The sequence below is a fragment of the Pedobacter sp. MC2016-14 genome (assembly GCF_020991475.1).
In the GTDB taxonomy this organism is placed as follows: Bacteria; Bacteroidota; Bacteroidia; order Sphingobacteriales; family Sphingobacteriaceae; genus Pedobacter.
This window is the reverse complement of record NZ_JAJMPA010000001.1, coordinates 2623003-2644090: the sequence shown is the minus strand read 5'-3', so window position 1 is coordinate 2644090 and position 21088 is coordinate 2623003. Positions and strand designations below refer to the sequence as shown.

16 protein-coding genes are annotated in these 21088 nt (G+C 40.2%); all 16 read right to left on the bottom strand.

From position 1 onward, the window contains the following. Window positions 1-28: 28 nt before the first annotated feature. The 16 genes from LPB86_RS10860 to rhaT all read right to left on the bottom strand — a co-directional run bounded on the left by LPB86_RS10860 (window position 29) and on the right by rhaT (window position 20769). Complete coding sequence (locus tag LPB86_RS10860; protein WP_230643577.1) at window positions 29-694, bottom strand: bifunctional 4-hydroxy-2-oxoglutarate aldolase/2-dehydro-3-deoxy-phosphogluconate aldolase; 666 nt, start codon at window positions 692-694, stop codon at window positions 29-31. 8 nt (window positions 695-702) lie between these two features. Beyond that, window positions 703-1737: a sugar kinase gene (locus tag LPB86_RS10855; RefSeq protein ID WP_230643574.1), complete on the bottom strand. Its 1035-nt coding sequence runs from the start codon at window positions 1735-1737 to the stop codon at window positions 703-705. Window position 1738: 1 nt separating this feature from the next. Further along, window positions 1739-3139, bottom strand: a complete 1401-nt coding sequence (uxaC, locus tag LPB86_RS10850; RefSeq protein WP_230643572.1) for a glucuronate isomerase — start codon at window positions 3137-3139, stop codon at window positions 1739-1741. Between the two features lie 51 nt (window positions 3140-3190). Further along, window positions 3191-4003, bottom strand: coding sequence for an SDR family oxidoreductase (locus LPB86_RS10845; protein WP_230643569.1), 813 nt, complete (start codon window positions 4001-4003; stop codon window positions 3191-3193). Next, on the bottom strand, window positions 4003-4833 hold the full coding sequence (gene kduI / locus LPB86_RS10840; RefSeq protein ID WP_230643566.1) for a 5-dehydro-4-deoxy-D-glucuronate isomerase: 831 nt from the start codon (window positions 4831-4833) through the stop codon (window positions 4003-4005). The genes LPB86_RS10845 and kduI overlap by 1 nt, the downstream gene beginning before the upstream one ends. Before the next feature lie 26 nt (window positions 4834-4859). Next, entirely contained in the window at window positions 4860-6506 is a 1647-nt protein-coding gene (locus LPB86_RS10835; protein WP_230643563.1) for a UxaA family hydrolase, read from the bottom strand. Continuing rightward, complete coding sequence (locus tag LPB86_RS10830; protein WP_230643560.1) at window positions 6506-8017, bottom strand: tagaturonate reductase; 1512 nt, start codon at window positions 8015-8017, stop codon at window positions 6506-6508. The genes LPB86_RS10835 and LPB86_RS10830 overlap by 1 nt, the downstream gene beginning before the upstream one ends. A 267-nt stretch (window positions 8018-8284) precedes the next feature. Next, complete coding sequence (gene pelA / locus LPB86_RS10825; RefSeq protein WP_230643557.1) at window positions 8285-9352, bottom strand: pectate lyase; 1068 nt, start codon at window positions 9350-9352, stop codon at window positions 8285-8287. Continuing rightward, window positions 9352-11274 carry a glycoside hydrolase family 88 protein gene (locus LPB86_RS10820; protein ID WP_230643554.1) on the bottom strand — a complete coding sequence of 641 codons (1923 nt, stop codon included), beginning with the start codon at window positions 11272-11274 and terminating at the stop codon, window positions 9352-9354. The genes pelA and LPB86_RS10820 overlap by 1 nt, the downstream gene beginning before the upstream one ends. Beyond that, on the bottom strand, window positions 11274-12812 hold the full coding sequence (locus LPB86_RS10815) for a glycoside hydrolase family 28 protein (protein ID WP_230643551.1): 1539 nt from the start codon (window positions 12810-12812) through the stop codon (window positions 11274-11276). The genes LPB86_RS10820 and LPB86_RS10815 overlap by 1 nt, the downstream gene beginning before the upstream one ends. Window positions 12813-12955: 143 nt before the next feature. Next, window positions 12956-13915 carry a pectinesterase family protein gene (locus LPB86_RS10810; protein ID WP_370632805.1) on the bottom strand — a complete coding sequence of 320 codons (960 nt, stop codon included), beginning with the start codon at window positions 13913-13915 and terminating at the stop codon, window positions 12956-12958. Continuing rightward, window positions 13912-14679 carry a rhamnogalacturonan acetylesterase gene (locus tag LPB86_RS10805; RefSeq protein ID WP_230643548.1) on the bottom strand — a complete coding sequence of 256 codons (768 nt, stop codon included), beginning with the start codon at window positions 14677-14679 and terminating at the stop codon, window positions 13912-13914. Before LPB86_RS10805 ends, LPB86_RS10810 begins: the two co-directional genes overlap by 4 nt. A gap of 161 nt (window positions 14680-14840) precedes the next feature. Continuing rightward, window positions 14841-16232, bottom strand: coding sequence for an FGGY-family carbohydrate kinase (locus tag LPB86_RS10800; RefSeq protein ID WP_230643546.1), 1392 nt, complete (start codon window positions 16230-16232; stop codon window positions 14841-14843). After that, window positions 16232-17506 (bottom strand): TIM barrel protein, encoded by a 1275-nt coding sequence (locus LPB86_RS10795; protein ID WP_230643544.1) that lies wholly within the window; start codon window positions 17504-17506, stop codon window positions 16232-16234. The genes LPB86_RS10800 and LPB86_RS10795 overlap by 1 nt, the downstream gene beginning before the upstream one ends. 18 nt (window positions 17507-17524) lie before the next feature. Beyond that, entirely contained in the window at window positions 17525-19645 is a 2121-nt protein-coding gene (locus tag LPB86_RS10790; protein WP_230643541.1) for a bifunctional aldolase/short-chain dehydrogenase, read from the bottom strand. A gap of 32 nt (window positions 19646-19677) precedes the next feature. After that, window positions 19678-20769, bottom strand: a complete 1092-nt coding sequence (gene rhaT, locus LPB86_RS10785; protein ID WP_230643538.1) for an L-rhamnose/proton symporter RhaT — start codon at window positions 20767-20769, stop codon at window positions 19678-19680. Between the last annotated feature and the right edge of the window lie 319 nt (window positions 20770-21088).

Sequence of the window (21088 nt, the reverse complement as noted above, 5' to 3'; positions counted from 1 at the left end):
GTTATGGTTGCTTTGTCTATTAAAGGGTTTAAACTATTCTGCTGGTTTTTACCAGTTCAATGGTTTTAGCAGTTAATACAGCAAGTTCATTGTAATTTTTAGTTTCCAATATCTCTTTACTGATCAGTTTACTGCCCATTCCAACAGCACACACGCCAGCTTTAAACCAGTTGCTCATGTTCGTTGCTTCAATTTCTACGCCACCTGTCGGAATAAACAACTGTCCCTGAAACAATTCCTTAATAGAAGATAAGTAAGAAGGTCCAAGTAAATTTGCCGGAAACAACTTAATTAAACCAGCACCATTCTGATGAGCAAGATTAATTTCTGTAGGAGAAAAACATCCAGGTACCCAAAGTAAACCTGCATCATGAGTCAGTTTAGACACTTCCAAATCTACTACTGGCGCAACAATAAAATGAGCACCAGCATCCAAAAATGCCTGCGCTTCTGTGGTGTTTTTTATTGTACCTATACCTAAATGTAAATCTGGCATTTCAGCATCCACACCTTTAATCAGATATTTAAAATTTTCTAAAGCTGCCTTACCCCTATTCGTATATTCTAAAACGCGTACTCCAGATTTATACAGAGTTCTAATGATGTCTAAACTTACTTCAGCATCTTCATAAAAAAACAATGGCAATAAGCCCTGGTCTGTAATCGCTTTTAATGAACTTTCTTTGGTTTTCATATCTTTATTTAGAAGCTTACCGCTTCGTTAACATAATTCTTTACTTTTTCTTTCACCTCATCAGCTTTGATGTTCGTGGCATCGCTCTCTACAAAAAGCTTACTAAATGCTGCTGCTGTAGCAAACTCCAATACTTCTGCCGCTGGCAGCTCCTTGTAAAAGCCATAAATTAAACCAGCCATGTAACAGTCTCCACTACCTACTTTGTCTACTATAGCTTCTGCGGTATATTCTGTAGAAACATTCAATTTACCCTCTGTATAAAGCGTAGTATAATACCTGATGCCTTTACCTACATCAAACCTAAACGTATTGGCTACCGCTGTACATTTAGGATATTGTTTCATCAATTCTTCTGATGTGGTTTTTGCCTGTTCAAGGTAAGCCTTCTTTTGGTCTTCCTCTACCAGGCCTTCTCTTACCGGGATATTCAGCATTCTTTCTGCTGCCCAAAGATTACCCATAATTAGGGTACAATATTTAGCGAGTGCAGGTAATACCTCTCCCGGTTGTTTTCCATATTGCCAAAGTTTGGCCCTGTAATTTAAATCTATAGAGATGCTGATGTTTCTTGCTGATGCTTCTTTCAATACTTCTTCACATAAATCTGCAGCGGCCTGACTTAAAGCAGGACAAATTGCACTAAAGTGAAACCAGGAAACATCTTTTAAAACCTCATCCCAGTTGATGGTATTTAGTTTAATCTCTGCAAATGAAGAATGTGCACGGTCATAGATGACACCAGAATTTTTAAGGTCTTTACCTTTATGCAGGTAGTACAATCCAATCCGATCACCTTGAAATTGGATAGCAGAGGTATCAATCTTTAGCTCATCTACATATTCTACAAGCTGTTTGCTCATAAAATTATCTGGCAAGGCGGTAAAATATGCGGAAGGGACTTCCCACAACGCCAGTGCTGTAGCTACATTAAGTTCGGCACCGCCTACATAAAATGGTAAGCCATTTTCTTTTAACCAACTGCCCTCTGCATCCGGACAAATCCGAAGCAACAATTCTCCATAACTTAAAACTTTTCCCATTCTAAAAGTTAAAATAGTTTTTAGCGTTTGTATAACAAATATCCTGAATCATTTTACCCAGCAATTCCATATCCTCCGGAATTTCTCCGTTCTCCACATCTTCGCCCAGCAAATTACACAAAATCCTTCTAAAATATTCATGTCTTGGGTAAGACAAGAAACTTCTTGAATCTGTAAGCATCCCAATAAAACGGCTCAACAAGCCCATGCTGGAAAGGGAATTCAGCTGACTGATCATTCCTTGTTTCTGATCCAGGAACCACCAGCCCGATCCAAACTGGATTTTACCGGCAACTGTACCATCGTTAAAGTTTCCGATCATGGTTGCAAATAAATCGTTATCTGCGGGATTTAAGTTGTAAAGTATGGTTTTAGCCAACTGATCTGTTGAATCCAGTTTGTTCATGAACTTAGACAAACTCTGGGCCTGAGAAAAATCACCTATAGAATCCAGACCTGTATCCGGACCTAAGTTTGCCAGCATCCTTGCATTGTTATTTCTTAATGCACCCAGGTGAAATTGCTGCACCCAGCCTTTCTCATGATCCCAGTGTGCAAAATAAACCAGCATAGCAGATTTAAATTGTAACACTTCCTGCGCAGACAACTCTGAACCTGAAAGAATTTTAGAGAAAATAGCTTCTAATTCTGACTCTGTATAGTCTTCAGCGTACAGTTGCTCTAATCCGTGATCGGACAAAGAACAGCCATTTGCAGCAAAATAATCGTGTCTGCTTTTAAGCGCAGCCAGGTAACCTTCAAAATCAGTAATAGACATTCCGGAAACTTCTTCCAGTTTGCCAATGTAAGTCATTAAAGCAGGAAGATCATCCGCGTTCATTGCTTTATCCGGACGGAATGCTGGTAAGATTTTCACCTCAAATCCATCAGCTTTAATCTGCTGGTGGTAAGAAAGATCATCAATAGGATCATCTGTGGTGCCTACAGCTTCCACTTTCATCTTCCGCATCATGTTACGCACAGAGTACTCTGGAGTCTGCAATTTCGCGGTACACTCATCATAAATTTTCCGTGCTGTTGCAGGAGATAAAATATCATAAACATCAAAATAACGCTGCAATTCTAAATGCGTCCAGTGATACAACGGATTACGTAAAGTATAAGGAACGGTTTCTGCCCATTTCTCAAATTTCTCCCAATCGCTCTTATCTCCGGTGATGTAAGATTCATCAACACCGTTGGCACGCATTGCACGCCACTTGTAATGATCGCCATACAACCAAACCTGGGTTAAGTTTTCGAAGTTTTTATCTTCCGCAATCTGGTTCGGCAACAGGTGGCAATGATAATCTATAATCGGCATTCCCTTAGCATACTCATGATACAAAGTAACCGCCGTGTCGTTATTTAATAAGAAATTCTCGTCCAGAAATTTTTTCACTTAATCTTTATTTTGATGTTATTATTTTCAATGTTTTAATGCAATGTTGCGCTATACTCCTCCAAATACAGAGAAACCACCGTCCACACAAATCATGGTACCAGTTACAAATTTAGAGGCATCACTCAATAGCCAAACCACAGCACCTTTTAATTCATCAGGGTTGCCAAAACGTTTAAAAGGAGTTTGTGCCACTACCATCGAGGCGCGCTCGGTATATCCGCCTTCAGGCGTTAAATGCATTTTTCTATTTTGTTCTGTCAGGAAAAAACCTGGCGCAATGGCATTCATGCGTATTTTATCTCCATAACGGTTTGCCAGTTCTACCGCAAACCATTGGTTGTAATAATCTACACCTGCTTTACCTAAATTATAGCCTAGTACCCTGGAAATGGCCCTCTTTGAGTTCATAGAAGAAATGTTCACAATACTTCCGTTTCCAGTAGCCGCAATGCTTTCTCCAAATACCTGCGTAGGAATAACAGTACCCCATAAATTAAGGTCCATTACTTTTTTCATACCGGCAAGGTTCATGTTAAACAAATCTTCATTTGGCATCAATACCCCTTCAGGTTGGTTACCACCAGCACCATTTACAAGACCATCTATACGGCCAAAATGATCCAGTATTTTAGTTCTGCATTCAATCAGCTGATCTTCCTGCATTACATCTGCTACAAGGGCCAATGCTTTACCACCGGCTTTATTAATGGCATCTGCTCTTTCGTTTGCAATATCGGCATTCCTGCCCAAAATACCCACGCTACCGCCAGCTTCCACTACGGCATTGATAAAAGAATTACCTAAAACTCCTGTACCACCGGTTACAATAACAACCTTATCTTTTAATGAAAATGCGTCCATTATTTTACGTCTTTTACAGCTACAACATCCATATCCGCATAGTCAAGGTTTTCACCAGCCATACCCCAAATAAAACTGTAGTTTTTAGTTCCGCTTCCTGCGTGAATGCTCCATGTTGGAGACAATACAGCTTCATGGTTAGCCACTACAATGTGTCTGGTTTCCTGTGGTTCACCCATATAATGGAATACACGGTGCTCTTCTTCCACGTCAAAGTAAAAGTAAACTTCCATTCTTCTCTCATGCGTATGTGGGGGAATTGTATTCCATACGCTACCATTAGAAAGAATGGTTAATCCCATAACCAGTTGGCAACTCTGAATGCCATCTTTATGAATATAGCGAACAATTTTACGCTCGTTTGCAGTTTCCAAGCTACCCAACTGCGCAGAAAAAGCATCTGCATGTGCCAAATGAGTAGTAGGATAAGTAGTATGTGCAGGTGCCGACAAGGCATAAAATACAGCAGGTTCGGCAGCATTAACGCTGCTAAACTTCACTTCTTTAACACCTTTTCCTAAGTATAGGGCGTCCAGTTTATTTAAATCATAGCTTACACCATCAGCCTCAATACTTCCTTTACCACCAACGTTGATGATGCCCATCTCGCGTCGTTCTAAAAAGTATTCAGCTCTTAAAATATCATAATTACCTAAAACAACTTCCTCAGTACCAGGATGTATTAAACCAGTAATCATCCTGTCATAATGGGCGTAAGCAAAATTTGCCTTGTCAAGTTCTTTCAAATTGTCCAGTAAAAACCGCTCTCTGATTTTTGCTGTCGGATAAGATATAAAATCTTCAGAATGTACCGCTTGTATAAGTTTCATGCTTTCTTTTTAATTGAATTGAATGGCTATAAAGATACACCTCTTTTCCAAGGAATGAAATCATCCTGGTTTAAAAGTACGGCTTTTGGAATCACCTCGCCGCTTGCCGCTTTAATGCAATACAATAAAATATCTTCACCCATTTCTTCAATGGTTTTCTCCCCTTCAATTACGGGACCTGTATTGATGTCAATGATATCGCCCATGCGTTTGGTTAGCGCATTGTTGGTAGCTACCTTAATTACCGGACAAACCGGGTTTCCTGTAGGCGTACCCAATCCTGTGGTAAAAAGGATCAATGTAGCACCACTTGCAGCTTTACCTGTAGTCGCCTCAACGTCGTTTCCAGGCGTACATACAAGATTTAATCCGTCTTTAACAGCCCGTTCTGTATAGTCCAGTACATCTTCAATTGGAGAGGTACCACCTTTTTTTGCTGCGCCGTTACTTTTAATCGCATCCGTAATCAGTCCGTCCTTAATGTTACCAGGTGAAGGGTTCATATGGAAACCAGAACCTGCATTTTCTGCAGACTGACTATAGGCCTGCATGAGGTTGATAAATTTCTTTGCCGCTTGTTCGTCTTTTGTCCTGTCTATCATGTTCTGTTCTGCACCGCACAATTCAGGGAATTCTGCCAACAAAACTTTAGCGCCAAGCGCCACCAATAAATCAGAGCAGTAACCCACGGCAGGGTTTGCGGAAATACCGCTAAAGCCATCGCTTCCACCACATTTAACACCTACGTTCATTTTACTCAATGGCGCAGGTGCACGCTCAAGTTTATTAACTTCAATTAATCCTTCAAAAGTTTTGCGGATCGCTTCAGAAATCAATTGCTCTTCACTTTGCGACTGCTGCTGCTCGAAAATAAACATCGGCTTATCAAACAAAGGATTTCTTGCTTTCAAATCTTCAGTAAAATCCTGAACCTGTAAATTCTGACAGCCAAGGCTAAGCACGGTTACACCCGCAACGTTAGGATGATCTGCATAAGCTGCCAGCAATTTACTTAAAACCGCAGCGTCCTGACGGATTCCGCCACAGCCACCCTGATGGTTTAAAAACTTAATTCCATCTACATTTTTAAATGGCCTGTCTGGATGAGCAGGTTCAAAAGTCATCGGAATTTGCTCCAGTGTAGCTGTATCTGCACCATTTTTATAGGCTTGCAGCAACTGATGCGTATAGGATTTATATTTTTCTGTTACCGCGTACCCAAGTTCGTTGTGCATGGCTTCGCGGATCACATCAAGGTTTCTATTTTCGCAAAATACAGTAGGAATAAAAAGCCAGTAATTTGCGGTGCCCACAGTACCATCACTACGGTGGTAGCCGTTAAAGGTCATCCCCTCAAATTTAGATACGTCAGGTGCCTGCCATTCGTAATGATACGGTCTAAAATAATAAGGCGCAGCAGCATGTTTCACATTGTCAACACTCATCCTTGCCCCGGCCCTTACCGGATATTGTGTTTTACCAACTAAAGTGCCATACATCAACACTTCTTCACCAGCAGCCATATCGGCCATGAAAAATTTATGTTTGGCATCTATATCTTCCACAAGCACATAAGTTGCACCCTGTAGCGTTACTGTTTCCCCTGCTTTTAGATCAGAAAGGGCTACAATTACATTGTCCAACGGATGGACCTTTAATACATTTTTTTTCATTAGTTTATTTTAATACTACTTGTCAATCCCAATAACGCTGCATTCATTCCTTCTTTCACAATAGATTGGTAGTTTTCTTCAACCGCAGCAATAAAGCCCGGCAAAGTATTGAGGTCGGCACCCCAAAACTGGGTATCTTTTAAAATTGTATCTGCAAACTCTGCCTCCGGCAAATCCATTTTTTCGTAGAAATAAGCGGCGCTATCATCGGCAATTGGGTAATTATGCCCATTTAATTTTCCATAATATGCATTTCCTTCTTTTTCTACAGGCTGCATAAATTTAAGGTAAGCAGCAAATCCAAAAGCAATGTAAGCAGGAACTTCAGTTTTTAATTTGTAATAGTTTAACAATACCGGCAATACCCTGATTTTTAATTTCATAGAATACTGAGCTGTGATATTTATCCAGGCATGTTCAATGTGTGGATTTGCAAAACGATCAATTACTTTCTTAGAGAAATCAACAGCTACAGCGGTATCAATTTTATAAGGAATAGCTGGGACGATTTCATCCAGCATTACTTTACCGATGTAGGCTTTAAGTTCCACCTGTTTCATGGCTGTTGTTACGGTTTCAATTCCAGAAAGATAAGCAATTCCGCAGCTTAAGGTGTGTGTACCATTTAACAAACGCACTTTTAACTCGCGGTACAATTCAATATCTTCTGTAATCACAACACCTTCATCTACTTTAGCAAAATCAAGTAATTCAGCCACTTTAGCGTTACCTTCAATTGCCCACAGACGATATGGCTCGCTCATGCTCAACAAGTTATCAGTATATCCAAGTTCAGCCTCGAGGCTTTTTAAAGTTTCAGCATCTGGCTTACCAGGAACAATCCTGTCTACCAACGAATTACAGAAGTTTACATTTTCTTTCATCCAGGCAGAAAAACCTGCTTCCAATTCATTAAACGCAATAAGTTCTTCAACAATAGCTTCCAGCTTTTTTCCATTTTCAGGAATAAGCTCTGTAGCTACCACTACCAGTGGAGCGGCTGCGCCGTTAAATACGGTATACCTTTCAAACAATACCGCCAGCAATTTTGCAGGAAAAGAAGCCGGAGGTGTCTGACTGATTTTCTCTTCTACAAGCTGAATTCCTACCTCTGTAGTATTAGAAACAATAAGTTTCAAATCTGCACTGCCTGCAACAGCCAATATATCGGCCCATGCGGTATCAGCAACAATTACCCTGCTAATAGAAGAAGAAATGATATTTTCTTCTACATCTTCTCCGTTTTCAATACCCCGGATACATAGTGTATACAAGCTATCCTGATCGTCAAATTCTGCAGTACTGCCTTTGGAGGTCGACTTTACAACAGCGATACGGCCATTAAATACACCTTGTTTATTGGCTTTGTCTATAAAGTAATCTGGCAAACCACGCAACAAAACGCCGGTTCCAAATTGCAGGACTTTTTCAGGAAGGTTAAAGAGGTTTTCAGCAGGAATAACAACATTCCCGGAATTTATAGTGGTTAAATTGGATTTCGATAAGATCATGTCAATTACTAATCATTTGGTCAAGGCAATTCTACGTATTATTGGAGTGAATACCCAGTCATTTGCCCAGAAATATTTGCGCAATCGTTATCGGAAACACGAATAAAATAACTGCGCTCAGGACGGTAAGCCCGCTCCTGCCACACAGAAATACGCCCTTTCCCATTGAACCTTCAGTGGCTAAGACCCGCTCCCCACTATTCTCTGAACAGAAATCAAATATTCTCCGACCTGGCCTAAAGGATTTGCTCCGCAGGAGCCTAATACTTAGTCAGGGAGGAGATTGTTTAATTTCAACCACTTAGGATACTTCTTATCCAAGATCTTAGCCGGCCAGGTACCATACCATGCGTAACCGACCCTACGCTCTACCTCAACTTCTGCAATTGTCTTTTTAGGTTTGCTATCTCTGCCGGTAAAAAATGGCTCATTTGTATCTATATCATAAAAACGGGCCCAAATGGTGGAAGCCGGATCTTTAATAAAAACACGGTCTTTACCTTCCGGCTGTTTCGGATCATCCACAAACACAAAATTATACCCTGTAATCTTTGATTTCTCAAACCATACTACAGCAGCTTTAACCGCTTTAACAACCTCTGGGGATGGATTCTTCAGGCGCATTAGAAACTCTGTGATCCCCACAGATTCACTTCCGCTCAAAGAAATCAGTTCAAAAGCCCTTGCCTTGGCTGGTTTCAATGTCTTCTCGTTATATTGCGCACACCAAACAGTCAACTTCCCATTTACGATTACCTGGGTTTTTAAAATACAGCCTACACCCCTACTCACCGATTCTGCAGCCTTAGATTTATAGGTGTCACCTAAAACATCAAAACCATTAGCTCCTTCAACAATGTCCTGCAAAATATTGAGCACATTGATCATAGCGTCATCATTATAGGTGATCTCGCCACGATACAAGTTGTGTTCAGGGTAGTATTGTGGCCATCCGCCATTAGCGTACTGCGCTTTAAACAAATAGTCTACGCCTTTTTTTACAGCATCAAGAAAACGTTTGTCTTTACTCGATTCATAGGCTTTAACCAAATATACAATTTCCCTACTGGTTGCCTTATTGTCTATTGTAGCATCCTCATGTAAAGAATCTGCTTTTATGGCTATCCGCTGTGCATCAGAAAGCGTTTTGGTATAGTCAACCTTTTTTCCATCCACCGCCTTTGGCCATCCTCCGTAACTGCGCTGATAGGCCAGCATATTTTCTGCTACCGGATCCGCAGCCTGCCCGTAGGCCGTAAAGCCCTGTAGCAGCGCAAATGTTAATAAATAAGCCAGAAGGTACCTGGTACCTGCAATTGTCAAAAATCTTTTCATTATTTGAGTTGTTTGCCAATCCAGTTTACCAGATCAGCCGCAGCTTTGAAATTATCAAATGCTGCAGGAAGTTTTCTTCCATCTACATACTCATCATACAACCATGGGTCGCCGATGGCAAATACAGTTCCTTTACCTAGTTTAGCCGATGCCATTACCACATCACCATCCTTATCATTTAATACAGATACAGCAGAAGCAGAAAGGTTTAAACTGCTGTACTCTTTAATATATAATTTTGTAGCCGTTTTAAAAACAGCATGACCAGGCGGCACTGGTACACTACCCATCTCGAACAGGCTTTTTACCACACGGTTTTTACTGTCATTGTTAAATTTGATTCCAAATTCTGCCCCCAGTACATTAAAATGATCCAGTTCAGCATTCCCGGTGTCATTCGCCATCATAATCAGTACGCCACCATTTTTAACCCAGTTCACAATATTTTTCACATCAGCCGGAGCAACGAAATCTGGTTTTTCGGTCTCTTTTTTTGTGTCCGGATCTACAATAATATAAACGGATGCTTTCTTTAAATTTTCAAGGGTAGGTGCAGCATATAACGTGGAAGTCTTAAAACCAGCAGAATTGAATAATCCATCCCACATTGAAAAGCCATTGTTTCCACGTTCTTCCCATTTGTAATGCCATGAAAGCATATTTCCACTCTGGTCTTTTTTAAGCTCATTGTTAAAATAAGAATCCAGTAGCACCAGCCTGCCTTTTCCAGGTTTTGGCACTGCGGCGTACTCCATTTCTTCGGCAGCAAGCAAAAAGGCGCCAACTCCTTTTGGGTCATTGGTAACCACCTTCTCACTCATGTAATAATCATAACTGCCGTCCCGATAAGGCTTACCACCCAATCCGGATACACTAACCGTTCCTTTCAAATTCACCTGACCTGCCTTTACACCAGCCTCGATGAATTCTTTTTCAATTCCTTTATAACCTGCGGCTGCTATTTTAAAATCAGTCTCTGGCAAATAACCTTTTCTAACTCCTTTTGCAATGTAGTATACAAACATGCTGGAAGCCGAAGCCTCAACATAGTTTCCTTTAGCAGTTTGTTTATCCAATACATCATACCACAAACCTGTTTTGGCATCCTGGTATTTAGCAACCGCTTTAGTCATTCTATTTAATATGGCAACTAGAGCCGGCCTTTTTGGATGCTTTGCAGGAAAATAATCTAAGGCATCAACAAGTGCCATTCCATACCAGCCCATTGCCCTGGCCCAAAAATTTGGCGAGTTCCCTGTTTTCTGATCTGCCCATTTCTGTTCCCTGCTTTCATCCCAGCCATGATACAACAAACCTGTCTTTACATCACGTGCATGATTTTCCATATAAATGAACTGATTGGCGATATCGTCAAAAGCAGCATCATTTTTTACCAATGCGGCATATTCCGCATAAAAAGGTTCTCCCATGTACAGCCCATCCAGCCACATTTGATAAGGATATACTTTTTTATGCCAAAAACCACCTTCTTTAGTTCGCGGCTGTTTCTGCAGCTGCTCCCATAACAGCGTAGCCGCTTTAAAATATTTTAGTTGTCCGGTAACTTTGTAAAGTGTGAGTAACGAACGACCATTTTTAACATTATCAATGTTATAATCCTGTTGTTTATACCTGTTAATCGTCCCTTGATCCGTGACAAAAAAGTCCATGCTCTTTTGTATGTATTGAAAATAGGCAGGATTTCCTGTCCGCTTCCAAATGGCATCAATTCCTTCTAAAATTACACCTTGATCATAGGCCCATTTCACCGGTTTACCTGGCTCCATTTCTACAGAATCTTTCCAGATGTCCATTACCGTAGCAGCCATCTGCTCTGATAAAGGTTTAGTTTGCGCTATCGTTTGCTGTATTCCAGCTACAGAAAGCGAACAGATGATCGCAGCTTTAAAAAATACTTTCATTATTTAACCGGCTTTTTGTCCATCAATATACCCTTACCGTTCACTATGCTCATCAACTGCTTCCCGGCAGCCAGATGTACTTTCACATTGTTCATCTGCACGTTTTTAGCTTCCTGAATGTCTATTCCCTCATCAGCCTTAACTATAATGTTGTCCATGAAAATATCGCTGATGCTCATTTCAGGAAGTCCTCTGATAAAGATAGCTTTAGAAGCGCCATCACAAACTACATTGTTGATATGAAAATCCCTAAATACAGGTGTTTTCTCCGTAACCGGGATCAGCACTACCTTTGGTGCATCTCTTTTTTCACCATTTAATGCTATTGGATCTACTGCAGCATAATACATGTCAAATAGTATGGCCTCACCCGCAATATCCTTCATGTTAATGTTTTTTGCATATATCGCTTCTACAACACCGCCTCTTCCACGGGTAGTTTTAAACCTTAAACCGATATCGGTACCAATAAAAGTACAGTCGGAGATAAAGATATTTTTAGCCCCACCGCTCATTTCACTTCCTATTACAAAACCACCGTGCGCATGATATACTGTGCAATTTTTGATCACCACATTTTCAGTCGGCTTAGCACGTTTCCTACCTGCTTCATCCCTTCCGCTTTTGATACAAATGCCATCATCACCTACATCAAACGTACTGCCCTCAATGAGTACATTTTTACAGGATTCTACATCTATTCCGTCGCCATTCTGGGCATACCATGGATTTTTAGCGTATACATTTCTTACCGTCAGGTCTTCACACATTAATGGATGCAGGTTCCAGGCTGGTGAATTTTGAAAGGTTACACCTTCTAATAAGATTTTCTTACAGCCATTAAGTACCAAAAGATTAGGTCTTAAAAAATCTTTAACAGAGGCATAGAATTCTGGAGTTTTCTCTGGAGAAATTACACCAGCATCTTTTACTTTTGATCCCTTAAAAGTCTTTTCACCCGGGTACCATAACTTTTTATCTTCGCTAACAATCCCGCCTGATGAAACAAGTTTTTTCCATTGGGTTTCTGTTAATTTATCCTTTTTAACCATTCGCCAGGCGTCACCACCCCCATCAACAATACCGTAACCAGTAATAGCGATGTTCTGCTCATTATTAGCCCAAATAGGAGATTGGTTACGCATCTGAGGCAAACCTTCCCAGTCACTTTTCACCAGTTCGTACTGATCAAAATCTTTAGTAAATTGTAACAATGAATTTTTAGCCAAATGTAGGTTAACGTTGCTTTTCAACTCAATTGGACCAGTGAGCCATAAACCTTCAGGAATCAATACCACTCCCCCACCTTTTTTATTACAATCTACAATTGCTTTATTAATGGCAGCCGTATTTAAAGTAGTGCCGTCGTTAACAGCGCCGTATTTAACAATATTTAAGGTGTCGTTTTTAAATTTTGGAGTGGCTATTACAGGAAGGTTTTCAAAAGAATATCCTTTTTTACCCGCTGGTGATTGTGCATTTACCTGGAATGATCCAAGCAGCATAAGGCCCGGAAGTGCTATTTTAAATATATTCATACAAATTTGGTTGCATTAAATTTAACGCTTATAAGCAAGTCTACATACTTTTAGCTTAGCATGAAACAAAACCGCCGTAAATAAGTGTGCAATCGTTCCCATAGTATTGATTTTATAATAGACTCTAAAAGACATACAAAATTTCAATGAGTTTTAGCGTAATCCCAGTCCCTGAATATCCTTTCAAGCGTGTACTCCTGTGCTTCTACATCCGTCAATTGATGCGACCATTTTACACGTTCTGCGGCTTTAGCACCTTTTCCCTTATTTTTATATTCAGCATAATAAGCAGTTTTTTCATTGCTTTCTTTGCCCCAGTTGTTCCAACCCTCAGCTTTGATCATACTTCCAAGCGCGCAATTGATAAACACAGTATTGGCAAAAGGCCTCCATGGTCTTCCCAGATGAAAACTATTTTCAGGCGCAGTACCCGTAATTTTGCAGTTCAAAAACACATAGCCGTACTTAGCTGTATCAGGTGTAGATGCCGCGGTAACATAACCCTGCGTTTTACAGAAGATCTCGCAACCATCAAAGACAGCGGTAGCGGAGCCAAAAATAAAATCGACAGTACCTTCGATGTAACAATGGTTAAAATATTGCCTGCTACCCGCACCATAGGTATATAACGTATCCTGAAAACCAAGCATACGGCAGTTGCTAAACTTTGCCTTATCTCCGGCAATCCACAAAGCTACTGCCTGCCCAACCGGACCAGAAGAATTTTCAAAGGTGATGTTCTCCGCACTAAAATCCTCGCCATAAATGTAGAAACTGGAAGAACCCGACGTTCCCTTTGCTTCTCCAAACATATTCTTCTTCGCTGCATAGTCGTCATAGGTAAGGATGGTTTTTTCTACACTCTCACCAACCAACCGTACCATTCTCTTGGAAGCAGAAAGGTTTAGTTTCTCTTTATAGATTCCATTTTTGATGAAGATTGTTGTTGTTACTTTTCTAAAATCAGGAACTGCCTGAATGGCCTCCTGAACCGTCTTAAAATCACCACTACCATCCTTGGCAACCGTTAAAGTTTGCGCCTGTACACAAACGCCAAAAAACAAGATACAGACCCATAACTTAAATACTAAAAACCTCATCATTTTTTAGCAACTGGTTTTATAATATGATTGACAAGGTCAAGGTTTAATGTCCTGATTTCTTTTAACACCACCTGGGCAATTTCCCTTGCGCCAAGTTCATTAAAATGCGTATTGTCTATTTTACCTTCAGGATAATTTGGATGAACACCAGCTTCCAGCTGCAAAAACAACAGTTTAGAATTTTCGTTTCCAAATTTCTGATACAATTCCATGCTTTTCTGATCCAGATCAATTAGGGGAACGTTATTTGCTTTTGCGACTTCTCTAACCGCCTCGCTGTAACCTGCATGGGTTTCAACAACCTTTCCCGAAGCATTAAATTGTCTTCTTGACACTGGTGTAAGCAAAACCGGATTGGCTTTCTTTGAGCGTGTTTCTGAAATATATTTCAATAGGTTTGCTTTAAATTCGTCTATAGTTGTGTAGCGCTCAACTTTAGCTTTAGATTCATCATTATGGCCAAACTGAACAAAGACATAATCTCCCGCTTTTAAACTATCTACTACAGGCTGCCACCTGTTTTCTGCCAAGAAAGATTTAGTACTCCGTCCATTCTGAGCCCGGTTGTCCACTTCTACATCCTGATCAAAAAAGTTAACAAAAGGCATTCCCCATCCAGTCTCCGGATAAGCTTTTCTATCTTTAACAGACATTGTGGAATCACCAATCAGGTAAATTTTAATCTTTTTGGGAGGAATACTAAAAGACATCAGCAACACAAGCACAGCAAGCGCTGCAAATTTTAACGATCGTTTATACATCATGAATCAAAATTTATATATGGTTATAAGGCAATTGTACAAACTTTGATCCGATTACAGCTCCCCTGCTATGTAAAATTTTTGCGCAATCGTTGTCGGCAATAAAAAAAGCAGCACTTAAAGAACAACTAATTCTCTAAGTGCTGCAGCTAAATGTTTTACTTCTACAAACTTGCGTTTGCTACAGATGATGCATAATACTTTAATTCAATAATATCATTTGGCATTGGTTTGGTATTCCAGCACTTATGAATCGCCAATGCGGTTCCAATTGCAGTAGCCTGTGCCATAGAAGCAGCAAATACCTCTACATCAGGAAACAATAGCGCCAAAAGGTTCATATAGATGATGTTTTTACTAAAACCTCCATCTACAAAAATCCGCTTAACCTCATTTCCAGTCATCACCAAACTGGTAGATGCCAGCTGCTGTCTTGCAATATCCAGCATAAACTGATGGTAAGCAATTTTATCTGAAGCAAAATCCGAAAGGTCACGGTTCACAAAAGCCGATTCCTTACTTGCTGTAGGAGCAGGCTCATTGCGGTTTTCCATGTCTTTCAGCAAGGATGAGATAATCCCGGCGTCGTATTTCATCGCTTTATATCGCCCTGGGTTTTGCTTAAAATGCGCAGCAATACGTTTTACCTGTTGCTCATGCTCATAACCGGCAAAGATCCTTGAGGCCTTAACCGGCGTACCTTTATATTGCATGTAACTCAGGCAATCCTGCTCCAATTCTTCTGGTGTTAATGGAGAAGAATTAAAAGGGTTTAAGGTAATGCACCAAGTACCTGTTGAAATTAATACAAAAGGCTCGTGGAAATTGGTCAGGTAAGGGATCAACGCAGCAGAACTATCGTGCAAGCCTACGCCAACCTTATATTGGTTACCCGGAAACTCCGAAGGAAAAACCTCATCACCATTAACTATTGGTGCAAGTTTCTTGTCTAAACCTTCAGCTTTTACCCAATCATGGTAATCATTTTTGGTAAAATCCCAAAGCTGTGTATGGCAACCTAAACTAGTTAGGTCTGAGTATTCTGCACCTGAAACCAGATAGCTTAAATATTGTGGCAAATGCAGCGCATATTTAATGTTTTTGAAAATTTCCGGCTTTTCCTTTTTAATCCTGTAAAATTGCATTCCAGAATTTAAACTGTCTAATACTGGAGAAGCTGTTGCAGCAGAAACTGCAGTCTCACCGCCATATTTGGCATAAAACTCCTTTTTTAGATCTTCAGGATATGCTTTCAAATAATTATACAGCGGTGCCAGGGGTTTACCGTATTCATCTACATAGACAAAGCTAGCCCCGTAAGTGGAGAAATTGATGGCCTTTATTTCAAATTCTTTGCGCTTCATCACTTCACGCAAAGAATCGAAAATAGACAAACGAAGACTCTCCAGGTTTTCACATGGATCGCCATCCTCATCATAGGTTTCTATGAAACGGGCAGAACGCTCAAAAACAATCTTATAGTTTTCATCAAACAAAAAGATCTTTTTATTGGTCTTGCCAACATCAAAAATTACTATAACTGGTAGCGCAGCCATTATAATCCTGTAGCTACGGTTTTCAAACCTCTGTTGGCAATTAACTGTTCTCTAACTTTAAGCTGACGGTACAATTCTACCGGTTGTGCAGCACCTCCGCTCCTTAACCTGGCTTCCTGAACAATAGCCCTTACGTCTGTACGGAAAGCCTGCTGAAGGATTTCCTGACAGCGTACTACATCGTTTTCCTGTTGAGCAGCCACCAATGCTTTTCTATCAACCAGTAAGGCTTGTGCATACGAAAGCATAATTGCATCAACCGACTGCAATAAATCTTCCAAAGGATCTTTCACATTGTGAGAAGCATCGATCATCCAACCTAATCCTGTAGCATGTTCTATTCCCTTTGCATCCATACCTTCTACAAGTTCATTAAAAATAAGGAACAATTGATAAGGTTTCATGCTTCCAGCAGTTAAATCATCATCACCGTATTTTGAATCGTTGAAGTGGAAACCACCTAACTTTCCTTCCATCAGCAACAAAGAAACGATCTGCTCAATGTTTGCGTTTGGTAAATGGTGACCAAGATCTACCAAGGTATAGGCTTTAGGGCCTAATTTACTGGCGTATAATAAAGACTGACCCCAATCTCCCACCGTAGTAGAATAAAAATTAGGTTCAAATGCTTTGTATTCTACAAATACTTTCCATTGTTCTGGTAAAGCAGCATAGATTTCTTCCAAACTTTCCAATGTATTCTGGAAAGCTTTTCTAAAGTTCAGCTGACCGGGGAAGCATGAACCATCTGCCAACCATACGGTTAAAGCATCAGATCCTAATGCAACACCCTGACGGATCACTTCAATGTTATGGTCAATTGCCTGTTTACGCACGGCTTTATCAACATGCTGCAAGGAGCCAAATTTATAGCTGTGTTCCTGACTTGCCTGATCCTGAAAGGTATTGGAATTCATGGCGTCAAAACGCAGGTTATGGTGGGCCGCTAAAGCTTTAATGGCATCATAATCTTGTGGGATGTCCCAGGGAATGTGCAATGAAATGGCACCACTGGATTGGTTTAACTTGTGCAGTAAACCTATATCTTCAATTTTTTCCTCCAGGCTCCGGGGCTCACCACCACCAGAGAAACGGCCAAAACGGGTACCACCAGTACCTAATGCCCAGCTTGGAATAGCAATTTGAAATTTGATCAGCTTGCTGATCACTTCTTCTATGTTTTCGTTTTCTGATGCTGCAAAGCTAAATCTACGTTCATGGGTAGCATTCAACTTTTCATTGTGCGCATCAATCTGATATTTTTCGATTTCCATATTTTTTAAAATTACAAATTATCTTACAAATGCAGTGGCTACTCCACCGTCAACATTGATAACATTTCCGGTAGATTTGTTTAACAAGCCACCTGCAAAAGCAAAACATGCATTTGCAATGTCATCCGGTAAAATAATTGAATTTAATAAAGTACGTTTTGCATAGTAAGCAGGTAGCTCCGCTACAGTAATGCCATATGCTTTAGCACGGCCTTCTGCCCATCCGCCAGACCAAATGTTACTATCACTGATTACCGCATCTGGATTAACCACATTTACACGGATACCATCAGCACCTAATTCTGCAGCATTTAACCTGCTTAAGTGTAATTGCGCAGCTTTTGCACTACCGTACCCTGCATTATTAGGTCCGCTAACCAACGCGTTTTTACTTACAATGTTGATGATATCACCACCAATATCCTGTTTTTTCATTTCTGCTGCTGCAGCTTGTGTAACTAAGAATTGGCCTTTAACCAATACGTCATACAACAGGTCCCAGTCTTTTTCGCTATGGTCTGCAATGGTTTTAGAAATAGAAAGTCCGGCATTGTTTACAATCAAATCTACTCCACCAAAAGCCAAAATGGCTGCGCCAAAAGCTTCTTTAATTTGAGCTGCATTGGTTACATCCAATAATGCTGTAGCGTAAGAATCCTTTCCAAACAATTTTTCGAATTCTTCACCAGCACCAGCTAAACGCTCTGCATTCATATCGTTCAGTACCACAACAGCACCTTCTTCTACAAATTTCTTAGCAATGGCTTTACCAATACCACCAGCACTACCGGTAATTAAAGCAATCCTTCCAGATAACGCTTTTGGCTTTGGCATCCTTTGCAATTTTGCTTCTTCCAATAACCAATACTCGATATTAAATGCTTCCTGACGTGGCAATGAGGTATATTCAGAAATCGCTTCTGCACCTTTCATCACATTAATAGCATTGATATAAAATTCTGCCGCAACCCTTGTTGTTTGTTTATCTTTTGAAAAAGAGAACATTCCGATTCCCGGGTATAAAATGATAACAGGGTTTGAATCTCTGATTGCAGGGCTGTTTTCATGTTTGCAAGACTCATAATAATCTGCATACATTTTACGGTAAGCCACAAAAGCAGGCTCCAATTTTTCTTTGATCTTTGCAGGATCAGAAAGATCTTCATCGGGAGTTAATTCTAATACCAGCGGACTAATTTTGGTACGCAAAAAGTGATCAGGACAGCTTGTTCCTAATGGAGCTAAACGATCTAAATCATTTGAGTTGATAAATTCAAGTACGCGTGTATCATCGGTAAAATGTCCGATCATGTTGCGCTCACTTGAGCAAAAACCACGAAGTATTGGTGCTAGCAAGATAGCTTGTGCTTCTCTTGCTGCTTTTTCAGGGCTGCTTATTTTTTGTCCGCCAAATACAGGGCCTTTTTTACCATAATTTTCTTCCAGGTAATTGGCACAAATTTCAATTACTTCTAAGGTATTCATATAGCTTTCGTAAGCTGTATCACCCCAGGTAAATAAACCATGTGAGCCCAACATAATCCCACGGATACCAGGATTTTCATCCAAACAAGCTTTAAGTTGCAGACCTAAATCAAAACCTGGTTTTTGCCAGTCAACCCAGCCTATTGTGCCGTTAAATAAATCATGTGTAATCTGCTTACCATCCTTAGCTGCTGCAATTGCAATAGCTGCATCCGGGTGCAGGTGATCAATATGTTTAAACGGTAAGAAACCGTGTAATGGTGTATCAATAGAAGGCGCTTTAGAAGCTAAATCATAAATACAGTGGTTAAAAAGTTCCACCATTTCATCTTCCTGCTCAATTCCGCGGTAACTGTTTTTTAAACTTCTTAAACGTTCAACATACAATGCGGCAAGACCACTGCGTTTTAAGGTACCGATATCACCACCGGACCCTTTAATCCACATCACTTCTACAGGCTGACCAGTAATCGGATCAATCGCATCTGCCTTGCAGGAAGTATTTCCACCACCATAGTTGGTTAAACGTAAATCTGCTCCAAGCAAATTAGAGCGGTAAATCAACAAGGCTACTTCATCGCCTGCCAGTTCTGCTGCTTTAGCATCATCCCAAAGGTAACTTACGTGTTTAAATTCAGTTGTATTGAAAGACATATTCTATATATTAAAAATGTTATAATTGACAGTTATTTTAGTGAGTTTCCGTAGCCCACAATTAGTACGGAGGCAACAATGATTAATATGCCCGCTATTAGTGTATAAAAAGTTTTCTTTTGCACACCGCTCCATTCTTTCAAAACCAGTCCCCATGCATTGGCAATCAAAATGATAAATGCCATGTGCAAAATCCAGGAGCTTGCGCCATTCCCCATTTTACTCTCGCCCATTCCGTAGAAGAAGAATTGCAAAAACCAGGTAGTCCCTGCCAATGCAGAAAAGATATAATTCTTTAATAGAGGTGTGCTTTTTTTGGTGTAATCACCGAAAGTTTTATTTCTGGCATTTAAAATCATACACCAGATAAAATTGGTAGTTAATCCGCCCCAAAGCACAACAATGTAGGTTACGTTATTTTGAAAAAGGAAATTCCCCGTCTCTGCAGGATTTGCAACTTTCCAGAGCGCATTTGCGGCATCAGCCATCGGTTTTCCGGCTTCAAGACCAAAATTGAAACAAGCGCTCAACACTCCCGAAACAATGCCAACAAACAAACCCAAGCCGAATTTGTATTCTGTTTTGACCTCCATTCCGTGCGGGTCTGTGGCTGCTGATTTAATTTCTCTTTCTTTCATCACACCTGCTTTACCGCAGACTATGATTCCAACAACACAAACTAAAAGTCCGAACATCACCGTTCTTCCCCATTCAGTAGCCAAAAATACAACAAACGGATCCTTACCTACCTGTGGAAAAAACTGGAAATATATAGAAGGTAATATGGAACCAATCACCATGGAAAGGCCTAAAATAATGCTACTTCCCAATGAAACACCCAAATACCGAACACCCAAACCGTAGGTTAAACCGCCAATCCCCCAAAGGATCCCAAAGAAATAAGTAAGGGTTAAAATGCTCCCGCTTGTACTTGCAATGATGTCACTAAAATTTGGAATTGTTAAATAAGCAGCAAGAGGTGGTACTATCAGCCATGAAAAAATCCCACCAACTATCCAGTAACTCTCCCAAGCCCAACCTTTTACTTTTTTATAAGGGATATAGAAACTGCCAGAAGCGAAGCCTCCGATAAAATGGAATAGAACTCCAAAAATGATTTGCATATATATTTGGTTAAAATGACTTGTTTAATAAAAAACAATATTAAACGGAATGATTTGCATAACTGTCCCCCTCTATCCCCCCTTTTAAAACGTCCGGAAGAGAATTATGAAGGATTTAGGTTTTTACAAAGTTTATCTTGTATAAACAGCGCAGTGTATTAAACACTTAGGAAAACGGCGTCTATATTATCGTTATATTGAGACGCTTGTAAAAACTTAGTTACGGCTAACTTTAGCAACACATCTAAAAGGCATACGGCCAAAACCAAGCTGTAGCTATACTGTAAAAGATCCGGCTTATTGAGAACCCGGCAGAGTC